This window comes from Herbidospora galbida (genome assembly GCF_005233835.1).
Lineage (GTDB): Bacteria > Actinomycetota > Actinomycetes > Streptosporangiales > Streptosporangiaceae > Herbidospora > Herbidospora galbida.
The window spans coordinates 68,204-82,164 of record NZ_SZQA01000038.1 but is presented as its reverse complement, the minus strand read 5'-3'; the positions used below and the strand labels follow the sequence as shown (position 1 = coordinate 82,164).

The following is a 13,961-nucleotide window of genomic DNA, read 5'->3' as shown; positions in this document are numbered from 1 at the left end:
GGACATCCTGGACTGGATCGAGACCTGGAACGACGACCCACGGCCCTATGTCTGGACCAAGGCCGCCGACCAGATCCTCGAATCCATCGCACGCTACTGCAAACGAATCAACGACTCACGACACTAGGCCCACGCGGTCAGTCGAACGCGCGGGTGCGCTTCAACAGCAATCTGGTGCTGCTGCCCAGCGGCGAGGCGCTCCTGTGCAACGGCGTCGAGAAGGTCGAAGACGACGACACCGCCGTTCTCGAGCCGGAACTCCTCAAGAAGGCCGGCTCCGGCTGGGAATGGGACCAGGGCGCCTTCCCGAGGGCGAGCGTCCCGCGCAACTACCACTCGACCGCGCTCCTGATGCCCGACGGCCGGGTGTTCACCGGAGGCGGCAACATCAACGCCAAGCCCGGTGGCCGCGACGTGCGCCGTCTGAACCTGGAAATCTACGAACCCTGGTACGTCTGCCGGAACCGTCCGCGTCTTCTCAACGTCCCCGAACGCGTGTCGCACGGCGAGAGGCTCAGCGTCGATGTACGCGGCCCGGAACCGATCACTCGCCTCGCGCTCATTCGCTGCGGCAGCGCGACCCACGCCTTCAACTCCGACCAGCGCTATCTCGGCCTGGTCGCGCATGAGACGGGTCCCGGTCGTTACTCCGCCGAGGTCCCATCCGCCGTCGTCGCCGTCCCCGGCTATTACCTGCTGTTCGCCTGTACCGCAGGCAATGTGCCGTCCAAGGGGGTGTTCATCCGCGTCGGCCGATGACCGGCCGGGCGGCAGGTGTCCGGCGCGAGGGCGCGTCCGCCAGGAGACGCACCCTCGCGCCTTCTGTGGAACTCCGCGATCAGAAGACCTCGGCGGTACGGATCCGGTCACGGACCCAGACGCCCGCCTTCTTTAGCCTGCTCGTCCCCACGTAAGGGCCGCTCGGGCAGGTGCCGGTGGCGAAGACCGCACCAGTGCGGAAGTCGTCGCTGTAGTTCCAGCTGGCCGCCGCTGTCGCCTGCACGACCTGACTTGCCTACGCCCGGTCCCGCGTCCAAGGCCGCCAAAGCCGTCGAGGCCGTCGAGGCCGTCGCCCGGCTACTCGACCGCTACCAGTGCGGCGCTCAAGCCGCCGATCGGCATATGACCACCGGCCCGGGCAGCGACCCCGCCGCCCGTGCCGCCGCGCTGGCCTGGCTGCGCACCGAGCGTGGCAACCTGCTGGCCTGCGCGGAGTACGCCATCAGGCATTCGCTGGCCGAGCGCGTGACCGCCCTGTCCGCCGCGCTCGCAGTGTTCATGGCGTTGGAGGGACTCTGGCAGCAGGCCACGGTCCTTCATCAGCGCGCCATGACCGCCGCCGGCCGTGGCGGCGCGGGTCCGGCGTCTGGAGAGCCTCGGTGTGATCACCAGTTATGGCGCCCGCGTCGACCCCGGCAAGGCCGGGTGGCCCGTTCAGGCATTCGTGGTGCTGTCCACCACAGGCATCCGGCAGTCCCACCAGACCGCCCATATCGCCCAGAGTGCGTCACACATTCTTGAGGACCACCGCGTCACCGGCACCGACGACCACATCCTGCGGGTGGTCGCACGCGAGATCGGAGCGATGGAGCCACTGATCGACCAACTCAACGAGCTCGGCAAGTCGGCGACCTCCTTCATCCTGTCCTCACCCAAGCCCTGTGCCCCCACCCATCGACTGACCCATCTCGCTGAGCACGTTCGCGACGATGCCCACCGCCGCGCCTGTCAACGCGAGCGGCGTCAGCGCGCTGGCTGCCAACAGGGCGTAGCCAGGGCCGAGTGGAGGAGGCGCTCACCCTCCTGCGCACCCGCGCCGAGGTTCCTGGTAGCGATTCGTACGGCTATGCGGGACTGTATCTGGTCGCTGTGCTGACCAGATATGGCCGGGTGGAGGAGGCGATGGCTCTCCTGTGGGCCCGCCTTGAGGAGGAGGACAGCTGCTACGCCGTCGATCCGGTGGATGACCTCGACGCGAACCCGTTCGGATTTTGGGGCTGGAGGGCCACCGAGCCCATGGTTGATCTGCTGGTCGGGCAGCAGCGGGTGTCGGAGGCCTTAGAGTTTCTGGGCTGCCCGCCGACAGCGACATCGCGCGGTGGCATGCAGTCCGCCGCTTTGCTGATCGGATTGGGCCGTGTGGAGGAGGTTCTGGCGTACCTCCGGGCCGCGGTGGAGGAGTCGGCCATCAACAAGGCCAGAGAGGAGGCGCTATGGGGGGAGGCGATTCCGGACTGGGAGAACACTCTCTACGGCGACGTCGACCACGACTACGACCAGACCGGGAATCCCGCCGCGCGGCTGGCTGATGTGCTGGCAGCCCACGACAGAGTCGACGAGCTCGCTGATCGGGCCCGGGCCGGTGACAAACATGCCGTCAAACGGCTCGTCGACCTGCTCATCAGGCAAGGCAGGGTAGAAGAGGCGTGCGCGGTCCTGGAGCCCCGCGCTGATGCGGGTGACCACACCCGTTCGCAGCAGCTGGTCGATCTGCTGGTCGAGCACGACCGGATCGAAGAACTGGCAGCGCGAGCGGATGCGGGCGACTATTACGCTACCGTCAACAGCCCGCCCCGGCCCGATCGGTCGAGGCGAGAGAGCGGCTATGACGATACCGGCTGGCCGTGGGCTCCCTTCTGACAGGAACAAGCCGCTCATACTTCAGGCCGGGCAGCATGATCAAAATCCTTAGATGATCCGTCAGAAACGTTCACGAGCAGCCCTGACGGCCACAATTATGATCATCGTCTCGATGTCGAAGGGCTCGGAACGGGGAGCGTCTGCCGGTCAACCGTCCCGGCTCGACCGACTCGGCACCGGGTAGGAGTAGCTCATGGAGCGGATCCCTTCGACAACACCATCCGGGTGTATTGGATTCGCGTCCCGATACCCTTTCCCCTGCCGACGTACGTTTACTGCCGGGCGGAATGGCGTGGAGACATCGCGGCCAACTGGATGCCGAAGCCGAACCGTTGACACTTGATCGCAGCGAATGAGGCTGCTACGAGTCACATTGAAGGTATGCCGTCCGAACAAAGAGGTCGCAAGCTTCTCGTCACTTATCTGGGCGGGGTGGGGTCCGGCATGGTCGTGAACCAACTGTCGGACGATTTTGGCTGGCTGGGCGCAGGCACGGTGCTGTTGATCGTGGCTGTCGTGTGGGCGGACGTCATGCTGGACGAAAGGGCGCCGTTGTCCCGGGCGTTGCCCGACATCGTCATCTATTTCGTCATCCTGGTAATCGCGCTGACAGCGGTGGTGTCCCAGCCCCTGATGGTTCCGAGCGTGGTACTGGCCGTCGCACTGCTCATCAGCGCCGCTCTGATCATTCAAGACAGATTACGCGCCATCATCTCGTTGGTCCTGATCAGCGCCTTCGCCATGTGTTTATCGGGAATCGGCGAAGCGCTGGAACGCCCGGCGAGCGTGGGGAGGTTGATCGCGATCATTTACGTGGGCATGCACGCCGCACATGTGCTGCTTCGCCTGGTGATGAGCAACCGGCTCTCCCGTCATGGTGATCCCGCGGTCAACCAATGGCGTCACGACCACTCAGGACCCATAGTCGCCGTCTTCATTCTCGGGATAGGCGGCATCGTCCTGGGAATAGCGGGGCCGGGCGACGCGGATCTCTTGGTGAAGATCATCGCGCTCGGCGCTGGCGTATGCCTCATCAGCGCTTCCGCGGTCGTCGTCTTTCTCGGGCGCCGACGGGATATCGCTGGCGCGTCACTGATGGCCGGCGGCATATTGGTCATCGCGCTGGGCTTCTCATCGACCGCTGTCCTGGAGCGGGAGATGCCCACCTTCTCCATTATCTTCCTGCTGGCCGTCGCCTGCCTCGGGGTCGCGCTGACCGGAGGGGGCTTGCTGCTTCTCCAATCGGCGGGTGTGCTGGCGCGAATACGTCTCTGGATGGTGAACCTCACCAAGCCTGCGCCGCCGCCCACCTGATTTCGATGATCGTCTTCGGCGCCGAGAGAACGCACAGCCCGAGCAGGTCTCCCCCCGCAGACCCGGCGCCAGTCGAGTTGGACGCCGAGATGAGTGCCGACGCAGCCAGGACAGGCGAGGAGAGCAAGTGGCGGTGCGGTCAACGAGGGCCCGGACCCCGCTAACGCAGCCGATGACTGGTCACGGAGAGCTATCTGACAGTGTGCAGGTCACAGCGTTGGCCACTGTCATCTTGGCTGGCGCCAGACATGTTGTCTGGCGCGCCTCTACCTGTCAGTACGCACACGTACTTGTCAGTGAAATGTCAGTACCGGGGCGCTAATTGACAGTAGCCCTCTTTCACGGCTCTGACCAGGGGAGAGTCGGCACCTCACCGGTTGCCGTGTACCTGAAGGGAGTAGGCGGTGCGGCGGCGCGCCCAAGCCTGCTGCAGAGGGTTACGAGGGCCTTCGTCGACGGCCTCGGGCCAGCGCGGCGCGCAGTTCGCCGAAGGCGGAGATGACGAGGAGGAAGGCGCGCAGCAGGTCGGCCAGGGCGTGGGGGAGTCGGGTGGCGGTGTGGAGGGTGAGGGTGAGTGCGCCGATGGCGGCCAGGATCGTGGTGGTCATGGTCTCAACGTTCGGCCGGTGGTTGCGTTCGGTGCCTCTGGCGGGACGAAGTCGGGTGCTTACGAAGCGGCCAGGCAAGTGGGCCGGTATGAGGCGTCGGGGTGTACTGCTGCCACTCCTGTCGAGTGGTGACTGCGGGCTCATGCCGGCGGAACGGCTCTGGGCTAGGGCCTGTTTCTTGGATCAGGTGCGGAGCCAGATGACCAGCGCTGCGATGGTCACTCTGGTTCGAGGCCAATGCTGATCGCTTTCGTTATCGCCGCCTGCGACGATGGCCACGCTTCTGGGATGGACGGAGTCGTGATGAGGCGATCGTTAGCTTTGGTCGTGGCCGCGCTGCTGGCCGGTGGGGTGGCCGCGCCCGCTGCGGCGGTCGCGCAGACCCGGCCGCCCGACCCCGTGCGGGCCGTGCAGAAGCAGTTGCGTCAGGGGCACGGGGTGCGGATCTCCGAGCTCGCCGCGATGATCGACGGGACATACTCCACCGCTGCGGCCCGCATACGCGGTCAGGTGCAACTGAGCCCGAAGGGGCCGGTCGCCTACGACGCCACCGGTTACTCCATTCTCGTTCCGTACGACGACCAGGAAACCTCCTGGCGGGCCGCTCTTGGCGGGGCCGACTGGGACGACATCACGTACGTCGGCGGGGTCACGTACACGCATGAACCGCCCGGCAGTCTCCCCGACGGTAAGTCGTGGATCCGGTGGGACTGGAAGGCGCCGGAGGTCGCGGTTTTCAGCCATCAGGCGATCAACGTGTTCGACGAACGCGTTCTGCGCACTCTGCTGCGCGGGGTCACCGGCAAGGCCGTTTCCGGCGGGTATGTCTATCGCGGCGTCGTGAGCCACAAGAGGCTGGGGCTTCCTCCCACCGGTGACGTGAAAGACGAGATCCACTGGTCGCTCTGGACCGACGCCAAGGGCCTGCCCACCCGGCTCCGCACCACGGACCTCGTCTATGGCCGGGAGCCGAAGATGGGCCTCAGCTACGACACCCGCTTCCTCGACTGGGGGTTCCCCCTGGTCGTCACCGCGCCGCCGGCTGACCAGGTGATCGACTCGGCTGACGTGTGACGGCTCATCGGGTCGCGTCCTTGAGGTGGCCCTTGCGGATGTTCGACGTGTCGGCCTTCGACGGCGGCCAGGTAGGCGACCTTCGAGCGATGAATCGGCTCCTCGAACGGGATGTGGGCGCCGAACCCGAGGTGAATGGAGAAGCCCGCCGCTAGATGTACTGGCTGGTTCTTCGCTTGCCCCGCGGATCCCGCCGTGACGCGACCGGAGACCTTCGCCGGTTCGCGTGGTTCGCTGCGGGGCCGAGGGCTGGTGGCAGTTCCGGTGGGTGGACGACCATTGCAGCCGGGAAAGCCCCAACCAGTGGTGCTGTCGGATGAGGGGTTCGGGGTGGCTCCATGGATTCCATGAGGAACTCCATGAAGTTGATGAACGCCGGGCTCGCCCTGCTGTCCGGACTTATTCTCGCCGCCGTGCCTGCGACGCCCGCCGGTGCCCGGGCCGCGAAATGCACGTTGGCCATCGTCGACCTCCCCGGCGGCCGGTTCCACCGGATCGAGGTGCGCTGTACACCGGTGCCGGGCGAGCAGCTCGACGTCATCCGGCTCATGGGCTCGGACGGCTGGAGCGGCGACGACAGGCTCTACACCTACTACACCCACAAGACGACCTTCATCCGGACCATCGACGGCAACTACCTGGACGAGGACGAGCCGGCCGCCGAGGACGACATTTACGCCAAGGTGTGGTTCAAACGGCCCAACGGCTCGCTCTACACGGTGAACACCAATCAGTGGCACGGTTGGTACGGCGGCTGGGGTCTGTGCTGCACCACACCGGGCGAGTGGACTGAGCCCGGCTATTGATCGAACACCAAGACAAGGGCACTAGGGGATACGTGGCACTCAGGACGGTCAACGACCGATGGGCCGGAGACAACCTCGACGATCTGGTCGCCTACTTCGGCGCGGATCCAGGCGAGTACCCGGCGCACCAAGTGATCGCGGCACGCTGCGACCAGTGCACAGGCGCGGTCTTCGTTCTTGAGACCGACGAGTCGTCCACTTGCGTCCGCCGCACCTGCGTCAGCTGCGACCAGACCACCCACATGCTGGACAGCGAGGAGCACTGGCCGACCACGGAAGAAGAGGCCGAAGCCCAGTACTTCGTCGAGTGCGCCTGCGGCGAGGACCGGTCAGCCCGCCAACTGACAGGACCCCGCGTAGGAGGCGGCCCGCAGGCTCTTGCCCACCCCCGGCGTTCCCGTGACCGCATCGACCACCGCCGCGCCCTGCCCGACGACCCTGTCATGCAGTCCCGCCAGCAGATCGGCGTGCTCTTAAAGGCTCGTGGCTGCTGCGGGATGTCCCCCTCGACGATCTGGATTTGAGTGAGATCACCGTGGGTCCGGCTGGCGACCGCCGACTGTCCGGCGACAGGCCCATCCGAACGCGCCAACCCGGCAATCTCAATCCCGCACCGATCACCAGATGGGCTCACGCCTCGTTGTTTCATAGACGGTCGCCTATGAAACACAGCGACTGCTGCACCACGTTCAACCGCTAATCAGGTCGGTATCGGCCTGTTGGCGAGCAGCCGCCATGTTGCTTCGCACGACCTTTGTTGTCGGATGGTCGGCTCCCAGGACGCGTTCGCAGTCGGCCAGGGTCTGTTCGTACAAGGAGATGGCCCGGCCCAGGTCCTCTGGTGCTCGGTAAGCGCTGGCGAGATTGTTGCGCGAAGCGAGGGTGCGGGGGTGATTGCTGCCCAGCACCCGCTCACAGTCGGCCAGGGTCTGCTCATGCAGTGAGACGGCCTGATGTTCCCCGGCTTCCGTGGAGTCGCTTTGCTTGACTTGTGTGCCACAGACCCCAGGTCGAAGTAAAGATGGTCCACCACCCATGAGAACTGTTGGCGCTTTGAACAGATGGATCAAGTGTTCGGCTGCCGTCCTCCGGCCTTGTGCCTGTCCGCGTAGTTGGGGCATTGGTCACAGCGCCGTCCCGCAGCGCTTAGCCGACGTTCTACAGCCGCACCGTGTTGTCGGCGCCGGTGGTGGCGAGCAGGTGTTCGCCGGGTGCGATGACGGATGTAGTCAACGGTCACGATCGCCTCGGTGGGGTTCCGTTCGGCCCACGGTACGCGGTGCCTCAGAAGGTGCCGAAGTAGCGGTCCCACCAGCTGGGGCGCCCCGAAAGCACGGCGGTCGGCCCGTCGTAGTCGCTCATGAGAAGTTCTTCCGGGACGACCACGTAGCCCAGTTCGGTGAGCGCCTGTTCGACTTTCGCGAGATCCCCGGCGTCGAGCGCCCCCTCGTCGCGTGCCTCCCGCGTACCGAGGAAGGCGCCGGGGTTGTCGGCCGCCACGAAGGCCAGGGAGCCGAACTTGCTGACCGAGACGACGATCCGCTCCCCGCACACCGTCGCGTGCGCGGGGACCTCGACCCGCCCGTACTCGCTGGAGTCCTGGGTGTCCCGCTCAGCCGGGCAGGAGGCGCCGAAGCCGGCCTTCAGCCTGGCCACCAGGCGCTCGAATAGCGCGCCGGTTCCGTGACGGTCGTAGCCCTTGGGCCATTCGGGCCATTCGGGATCGTCGAGCCGGCGCAGCAGCTCTGTCAGATGATCATTCGGGGAGGTCACGTTCGTCGATCACCTGATCGGCGGGTGGAGCGGTGACGACCAGGGGGAACCCCCAGTCGCGGAATCGGGTGTCCTGCGTCATGCCGGAATCTGGGTCGCCATGCACGGTGATCGTGGACCGCCCCGGCCAGGTTCGCGACCAGGGTTAACCATCGCCTCATGGAGCCACTGCCCTTCGGCAACGGTGATTTTGCGGAGCGGTCATCATCGCAGACACCGGCAACAGAATTGATCACCCTTTGTCGACGATTGCGAGGAGGCGTCAGGCTCGGGACAACTTCGAGCCGCCCCGCTGACCGCGGCGGTCATAGACGGCGCCCATGACGTCACGGTCGCCGCCGGTCAGGTCTCGGCGGTCGACATGCCTGCTCCAGCAGCAGGAAGAGCCCGGCCCAGATCCCCCCGCCGACCGCCCACGGACCGCTACGCGGTTGGGGATTCCGCCGTGTCTCCTTGACCGCCTCATCGCCTGCGGCTTCGTCCGTCTCCTGTCGGTGCATGACCAACATCGGAACGAAATGTCCCGCCAAGAGTGCCCAGTTGAGTTCCTTGACAAAACCTTTCGTCACGATGTCTTTCGTGCGGGGATCAGTGCAGGTCAGCGGGGAGCCTGTTGGCGCCCAGTGATCTCGGGGCCGCGGGTCGGACTCCGAGAGCTCCCCAGGAATCAGGATTCTGGTACGAACATCTGGCCCGCGGCGGGCATCAAAGGGGGTCATGAGGATCATGCCCTCGGGCTGCGGTGGCCGTGCCCGTCGTCGACCTGTGCTGGTGTTCGGGCCGCCACTGGCCGTCGCCCTGTACGCGGTGATCAACCTGGTGGCGATCCGCCTGGCGGCCGACCCCGTCAATCCGACCTACTACTCCGGCCCGACGTGGGAGGCGGCCGAGCTCGACTGGCTCGACAGGAGGGCCCGCGACACGGTGGGACTCCTGGGGGCGTGGCTCCTGCTTCTGGCGCCGATCGCCGTAGCGACGGCCGTGCTCGGCCGAGGGCCGCGGCAGGGGCCGACCGCCGCCGTCAGCGTGCTCTACCTGTCCCTGCTGGTGTTGCTGACGTGGGCTCATCCGCTGTCGGTCGCGGCGAACCCCGACGACCAGTCGGGCTACATACTGCAGAACCGCAGCTGGCACCCGGTCGCGCTGATCATGCTCTGTCTGGCCGCCGTGGTCGCCCAGGTCGTGGGTCTGCTACGGGCTACCACCGGTCGCGGCCGAAGACCTCGCCCAGCCAGTGGTCGAAGTAACGGGCCACGGCCGCCTCGTCCCGGGGGTTGAGCGCCAGCCACTGCTTCTGCAGGCGGCAGGGCGCACTCCGGCCTTGACCATCAGTCGGCGGGCGCCTTCCTGGCTGACGCCCCCTTCGACTGCGTCGGTCAAGTCAGCGATTGCGTAGCGGGCACCGATTCCCCTACTGAGCTTGTTCCGCTTTGACGGACACCGTTGTTGTGGTGGTCAGGCCGCGCGAGCTGCTTCGTAGGCGGCGGGGCTAACGTAGCCGAGGCTGCTGTGCAGACGGTGCAGGTTGTACCAGCTCTCGATGAACTCGAAGATCGCGCTGTGGGCGGCGGCCCGGGTAGGCCAGCGATGCTGGTCTAAGAGTTCGCCTTTGATCGTGGCGAAGAACGACTCGGCCAGGGCGTTGTCCCAGCATTGGCCTGTGCGGCCGACCGACAGGCGAATCCCCAGCCGGCCTGCCAGGCGGGCGTAGGCGGCGCTGCCGTATTGGCAGCCGCGATCGGAGTGGAAGATCACCGGGCCTGTCGGGCGGCGGTTGCGCCACGCCCGCCGCAAGGCGTCGGTGACCAGTTCGGTGCGCAGATGGTCGGCGGTGGCCCACCCCACCACCCGGCGGGAGGCGATGTCGATGACGGTCGCCAGATACAACCAGCCCTCATCGGTTTTGACATAGGTGATGTCGCCGCACCAGCGCGTGTCCACCCCGCCGGCGTCGGGCTCGAAGTCGCGGCCGATCAGGTCCGGCCGCAGGCCCGCGTCGGGGCCGGGGATCGTGGTGATCTGCCGGCGGCGCCGATGCCGTCCCTGTAATCCCAGCGTGCGCATCAGCTGGGCCACCCGGCGGCGGCCACACGGCTCACCTTCCCGCCGCAGGGCCGCGTGGATACGCGGGGCACCGTAGGTGCCCCGCGAATCGCGATGCAGGCCGCCGATGCGCTGGCTCAATTCCGCATCACGCACTGCCCGGGGGCCGGGAGCAGGGTCACGGCGTGCGTAGAAGGCGGCTCGGGAGACCTCCAGCAGCTCGCACGCCCGTTTGACGCTGTGACCGCTGCGCTTCTCCGCCTCGATGAACGGGTCAACGCTCACCGGGTCTCCCGCACGAAGAAAGCCGTGGCCCGCTTGAGGACGTCGACGTCCTCGCGCAGCCGGCGGTTCTCCCGCCGCAACGCGGCCAGCTCCTCCCGCTCGGCGCTGGCCAGCCCTTCCCGCGCTCCGGTGTCGACCTCGGCCTGGCGGACCCAGGCCCGCACCGCGGTCTCGGTCAGCTCGAAGTCTCTGGCCACCTGGCCGACCGAACGGTCACCGCGACGGCACAGCTCGACGATCTCGGCCTTGAACTCCGGCGTGAACGAGCGGCGAGGACGCTTTTTCTTCCCCATGCTCTCCATGATGGACATCCTTCCGGGGACGAGCCCCTGATCTCAGATGTCTGTCAAACCGGATCAAGCCCACTACCGCCAAGATCCGGCCCTATGTGTATCGGAGTTGTCTCTTAGACCGAGCAGATCTTTAAGGCGTCCGCGCGTGTCCGCACTGCTGTTTCATAGGCGGTCACCTATGTAACAACGCGCTACTCAAGCCGCGCGTAGGCGCGGAAGAAGGGAGAAGTGCTGGACGGCGCGGGCCGGGCCGCCGCTGATCCCGGTGACGCCTGGGCGTATTCACCCAGTCGTCGGTGCACCATGGCAGCGCTTGTACTTCTTGCCTGCTCCGCACGCACATGGTGCGTTGCGGTCCAGGGCTCCGTACCCCTGTCGCTGTCCGGCGGTCACACCCCCCGATTGTCCTCTTCGGCGAGCGGCGAGCAGGTTGCCGCGTACCGCTCTTGTCATGGAGTGATCGGTCCCAGGATGCGTCCGCAGTCGGCCAGGGTCTGCTCGTACGGCGGGATGGCCAGCCCCAGGTTTCCCGCCGCCTGGTAGGCGCCCGCGAGATTGTTGCGGGGGTTCGAGGTGTGGGGGGTGGTCGCCGCCCAGCACCTGCTCACTGTCGGCCAGCGTCTGCTGGAGCAGGGGGATGGCGCGGGCCAGGTCGGCTAAGTCCTTGAGGTATCGCGTAAGGAGAGCAGGCTTTCGGAGGGATCGCCGAGGGCGGTAGCGAGGACGTGCAGGGCGGTGGTCCGTTCGGCCTGGTCGATGGATAGCAAGATCGCTGATGCTGTCCCCGTGGGGGCATCCGTCGGCGGTGCCGGCAGGTACCGGTTCAGAGAGTGGTCGCGCAGCAGGGTCAGGTAGACGGGGTAGGTCAGGCGGCGGCGGTCGATGTAGGCGCCGGCTGGACCGACCTGCGGCGACCTGTGGTCGGCGCCGGGGGTGGTGCGCTGGGTGCGCTGGTGCAGGAAGGTCACCGCTTGGCTGGGGTGAAGACGTCCTGCCGCCTTATGTCTCACCAGCTCAGCCGTTTTTCCAGCAGTGCCTGCTGAGCGGGGTTGGCGGTCAGTGCCAGGGCCCGCTCATCGCACTCTCTGGCCTCGTGGTTCCGGCGCAGGGCGCGCAGGAGGTCGGCGCGGGTGGCGTGGAGCAGGGGATAGTTCTCCAGCGCCCGGTCGAGGTCCTTCAGTTCGTCCAGCGCCGCCTCCGGGCTGACGGCGTACCGCAGCGCGATCGCCCGGTGCAGGCGGGTGATCGGCGAGGGCGCCAGGTGCAGCAGCATGTCGTACAGGACGACGATCTGCGGCCAGTCGGTGCTCTCGAAACTCTCGGCCTCGGCGTGACAGGCGGCGATCGCCGCCTGCAGCTGGTAGGGCCCCGGCCTGCGGTGAGCACGCGCGGCGCGCATCAACAGCGCGATGGCCGCGCCGATCGCCGCGTGGTCCCACCGGCCGCGATCCTGGTCGGCCAGCAGGACGAGCTGCTCACGGTCGTCGAAGCGGGCGGCGCCACGAGCCCGATGGAGCCGGATGAGGGCGAGCAGGCCGGCCACCTCCGGTTCGTCCGGCATGAGCCCGGCCAGGAGACTCGCCAGCCATTCGGCGTCGTCGACGAGGTCGCGGGCCTGTGCGCGGGCCCCGCCGCTGGACAGGTAGCCCTCGTTGAACAGCAGGTAGATGACGGCGAGCACGCCGTCGAGCCGCTCGGACAGGTCGTCTCCGTCGGGGATCCGGTAGGGGATGCCCGCTTCGGTGATCTTCCGCTTGGCGCGGGTGAGCCGCTGGGCCACGGTCGTCTCCGGCACGAGGAACGCCGCGGCGATCTGCGCGGTGCTCAGCCCGCACACCACCCGCAGCGTCAGCGCGATCCGCGCCTCAAGGGAGAGCGCCGGATGGCAGCAGGTGAAGATCAGTTGCAGCCGATCGTCCTTCTGCGCGGGCTCGACCCAGGTGAGTTGCGCGAGCTTGGCCCGGTAGTTCGTCTCCCGGCGCAGCACGTCGAGCCCGCGCCTGCGGGCGACGGTGAACAACCACGCGTCGGGACGGTCGGGCACTCCTTCCACCGGCCAGCGCCGTAGTGCGGTCTCCACCGCGTCCTGTACGAGATCCTCGGCCGCCGAAAAGTCGCCCAGCAGCGAGACCAGCGAGGCGGCGAGCCGGCCCGCGTGGTCACGCACCACGCGGGCCAGCGCCTCCTGGCTCACCCGCTCGGGGTCGGCACCGGTCATGAGGCGGGGCGGATCTCCACGATCGGGCACGCGGGCCAGGACCTGGCCATCTTCAGCGCCTCATCGAGATCGGCCACCTCCACCTCGGCGAACCCGGTGACCACCTCTTTCCCCTCCACGAACGGGCCGTCGGTCACCACCGGCTCCTCGCCCCGCCGCAGCCGCATGGTGGTGGCGGTGTGCACCGGGGCGAGATGGGTGTGGTGTGTGATCTTGGTGGCGTTCTCGGCGAACCAGCGGCCGACCGCCGCGTAGGCGTCCTCCCGCTCCAGGGCGCCCATCGCCTCCAGTTCCTTGGCGAACTCCTCGGTCTCCACGAACATCAGGACGTATTTCACCTTCAGCCCTCTCACTTGGGTCGATTCGTCAGGCCGGCAGCGTCGCGTAGAGGTCGACGCCGTTTCCGTCGGGGTCGGCGATGGTGGCGTACCGATGACCCCAGAAGGCGTCGAACGGCTCGGCCAGGCCCTTGTGTCCGGCTGCGGTCAGCTCCGCGTAGGCGGTGTCGACCTCGGCCGGAGTGTCGAACTGAAAGCACAGCAGGGTCCGCGGGCCGCCCACCGGGGCCTTCCAGCCGGGCAGGAACGGGGTGCGGTGCAGGCCGTTGGGCAGGTCGCAGCCGGCGTGCTCGGGGGAGTGCGGGTCGAGCTTGAAGTCGAGCCCGAGGAGGGCGTAGAACTCGGCGGACGCCGCGATGTCGGAGACCACGATGTCGATCGTGTTCAACGTCGGATTCATGAGCGCCTTCTTCCTCCACTGAGTGGATCTTTCGCTGTTCGCACGGCTCGGCTGAGCCAAGCCTCACCTGAAAGACGATCGGCCACCTGGTCACCACGACACTCGGGCCGACATTGCGCTTGGGCCGGGCGGCGATCACAGCACGCACTGGGCGGTGTCACCGGTATCC

Annotated in this window: 19 protein-coding genes and 2 pseudogenes; 9 read left to right on the top strand and 12 right to left on the bottom strand. The window is 67.1% G+C overall.

The window, feature by feature from the left end:
• Positions 1 to 127 (top strand): annotated as a pseudogene (locus FDA94_RS31540) (IS630 family transposase); the annotation flags it as partial.
• Positions 128 to 153: 26 nt separating this feature from the next.
• Entirely contained in the window at positions 154 to 759 is a 606-nt protein-coding gene (locus FDA94_RS31535; protein WP_137250709.1) for a galactose oxidase early set domain-containing protein, read from the top strand.
• Positions 760 to 838: 79 nt separating this feature from the next.
• Here the strand turns inward: FDA94_RS31535 and FDA94_RS31530 are convergent.
• Positions 839 to 982 (bottom strand): annotated as a pseudogene (locus tag FDA94_RS31530) (glycoside hydrolase family 5 protein); the annotation flags it as partial.
• A 363-nt stretch (positions 983 to 1,345) separates the two neighbouring features.
• Between FDA94_RS31530 and FDA94_RS31525 the strand changes: the two are divergent.
• From FDA94_RS31525 to FDA94_RS31515, 3 genes are all read left to right on the top strand, one after another.
• Positions 1,346 to 1,876 (top strand): Lrp/AsnC family transcriptional regulator, encoded by a 531-nt coding sequence (locus tag FDA94_RS31525; RefSeq protein ID WP_137250708.1) that lies wholly within the window; start codon positions 1,346 to 1,348, stop codon positions 1,874 to 1,876.
• The gene (locus tag FDA94_RS31520) at positions 1,783 to 2,640 is read left to right on the top strand and encodes a hypothetical protein (RefSeq protein ID WP_170991217.1); all 858 of its coding nucleotides are present in this window, start codon (positions 1,783 to 1,785) and stop codon (positions 2,638 to 2,640) included. Before FDA94_RS31525 ends, FDA94_RS31520 begins: the two co-directional genes overlap by 94 nt.
• A 381-nt stretch (positions 2,641 to 3,021) precedes the next feature.
• The gene (locus FDA94_RS31515) at positions 3,022 to 3,954 is read left to right on the top strand and encodes a hypothetical protein (protein WP_137250706.1); all 933 of its coding nucleotides are present in this window, start codon (positions 3,022 to 3,024) and stop codon (positions 3,952 to 3,954) included.
• A 437-nt stretch (positions 3,955 to 4,391) separates the two neighbouring features.
• On the opposite strand, the gene FDA94_RS39575 is transcribed toward FDA94_RS31515, so the two are convergent.
• A complete protein-coding gene (locus tag FDA94_RS39575; RefSeq protein WP_170991216.1) occupies positions 4,392 to 4,562 on the bottom strand; it encodes a hypothetical protein in 171 nt (56 codons plus the stop codon).
• A gap of 303 nt (positions 4,563 to 4,865) precedes the next feature.
• On the opposite strand from FDA94_RS39575, the gene FDA94_RS31510 reads away from it, so the two are divergent.
• The 3 genes from FDA94_RS31510 to FDA94_RS31500 all read left to right on the top strand — a co-directional run bounded on the left by FDA94_RS31510 (position 4,866) and on the right by FDA94_RS31500 (position 6,966).
• Complete coding sequence (locus FDA94_RS31510; RefSeq protein ID WP_137250705.1) at positions 4,866 to 5,636, top strand: hypothetical protein; 771 nt, start codon at positions 4,866 to 4,868, stop codon at positions 5,634 to 5,636.
• Positions 5,637 to 5,995: 359 nt separating this feature from the next.
• Entirely contained in the window at positions 5,996 to 6,442 is a 447-nt protein-coding gene (locus FDA94_RS31505) for a hypothetical protein (protein WP_137250704.1), read from the top strand.
• Positions 6,443 to 6,474: 32 nt separating this feature from the next.
• On the top strand, positions 6,475 to 6,966 hold the full coding sequence (locus tag FDA94_RS31500; protein ID WP_137250703.1) for a hypothetical protein: 492 nt from the start codon (positions 6,475 to 6,477) through the stop codon (positions 6,964 to 6,966).
• Positions 6,967 to 7,131: 165 nt separating this feature from the next.
• Here FDA94_RS31500 and FDA94_RS31495 read toward each other — a convergent pair whose 3' ends face one another.
• Both FDA94_RS31495 and FDA94_RS31490 read right to left on the bottom strand, forming a co-directional pair.
• A complete protein-coding gene (locus tag FDA94_RS31495; RefSeq protein WP_212735590.1) occupies positions 7,132 to 7,512 on the bottom strand; it encodes a tetratricopeptide repeat protein in 381 nt (126 codons plus the stop codon).
• A gap of 214 nt (positions 7,513 to 7,726) precedes the next feature.
• Positions 7,727 to 8,215, bottom strand: coding sequence for a hypothetical protein (locus tag FDA94_RS31490; protein ID WP_137250701.1), 489 nt, complete (start codon positions 8,213 to 8,215; stop codon positions 7,727 to 7,729).
• 717 nt (positions 8,216 to 8,932) lie between these two features.
• Between FDA94_RS31490 and FDA94_RS31485 the strand changes: the two genes are divergently transcribed.
• Complete coding sequence (locus FDA94_RS31485; protein WP_137250700.1) at positions 8,933 to 9,493, top strand: hypothetical protein; 561 nt, start codon at positions 8,933 to 8,935, stop codon at positions 9,491 to 9,493.
• A 177-nt stretch (positions 9,494 to 9,670) separates the two neighbouring features.
• Here the strand turns inward: FDA94_RS31485 and FDA94_RS31480 are convergent, their stop codons facing one another.
• The 8 genes from FDA94_RS31480 to FDA94_RS31445 all read right to left on the bottom strand — a co-directional run bounded on the left by FDA94_RS31480 (position 9,671) and on the right by FDA94_RS31445 (position 13,792).
• Positions 9,671 to 10,543 carry an IS3 family transposase gene (locus FDA94_RS31480; protein ID WP_170991215.1) on the bottom strand — a complete coding sequence of 291 codons (873 nt, stop codon included), beginning with the start codon at positions 10,541 to 10,543 and terminating at the stop codon, positions 9,671 to 9,673.
• A complete protein-coding gene (locus tag FDA94_RS31475; protein ID WP_170991214.1) occupies positions 10,540 to 10,836 on the bottom strand; it encodes a transposase in 297 nt (98 codons plus the stop codon). The genes FDA94_RS31480 and FDA94_RS31475 overlap by 4 nt, the downstream gene beginning before the upstream one ends.
• A gap of 282 nt (positions 10,837 to 11,118) precedes the next feature.
• Positions 11,119 to 11,289, bottom strand: coding sequence for an SEC-C metal-binding domain-containing protein (locus FDA94_RS41630; RefSeq protein ID WP_137250697.1), 171 nt, complete (start codon positions 11,287 to 11,289; stop codon positions 11,119 to 11,121).
• Positions 11,286 to 11,444: a tetratricopeptide repeat protein gene (locus FDA94_RS31465; RefSeq protein WP_137250696.1), complete on the bottom strand. Its 159-nt coding sequence runs from the start codon at positions 11,442 to 11,444 to the stop codon at positions 11,286 to 11,288. The genes FDA94_RS41630 and FDA94_RS31465 overlap by 4 nt, the downstream gene beginning before the upstream one ends.
• 48 nt (positions 11,445 to 11,492) lie before the next feature.
• Positions 11,493 to 11,804: a hypothetical protein gene (locus tag FDA94_RS31460; protein ID WP_137250695.1), complete on the bottom strand. Its 312-nt coding sequence runs from the start codon at positions 11,802 to 11,804 to the stop codon at positions 11,493 to 11,495.
• A gap of 38 nt (positions 11,805 to 11,842) precedes the next feature.
• The gene (locus FDA94_RS31455) at positions 11,843 to 13,054 is read right to left on the bottom strand and encodes an RNA polymerase sigma factor (protein WP_137250694.1); all 1,212 of its coding nucleotides are present in this window, start codon (positions 13,052 to 13,054) and stop codon (positions 11,843 to 11,845) included.
• Positions 13,051 to 13,392: a YciI family protein gene (locus FDA94_RS31450; protein WP_170991213.1), complete on the bottom strand. Its 342-nt coding sequence runs from the start codon at positions 13,390 to 13,392 to the stop codon at positions 13,051 to 13,053. The genes FDA94_RS31455 and FDA94_RS31450 overlap by 4 nt, the downstream gene beginning before the upstream one ends.
• A 28-nt stretch (positions 13,393 to 13,420) precedes the next feature.
• Positions 13,421 to 13,792: a VOC family protein gene (locus tag FDA94_RS31445; protein WP_137250693.1), complete on the bottom strand. Its 372-nt coding sequence runs from the start codon at positions 13,790 to 13,792 to the stop codon at positions 13,421 to 13,423.
• Between the last annotated feature and the right edge of the window lie 169 nt (positions 13,793 to 13,961).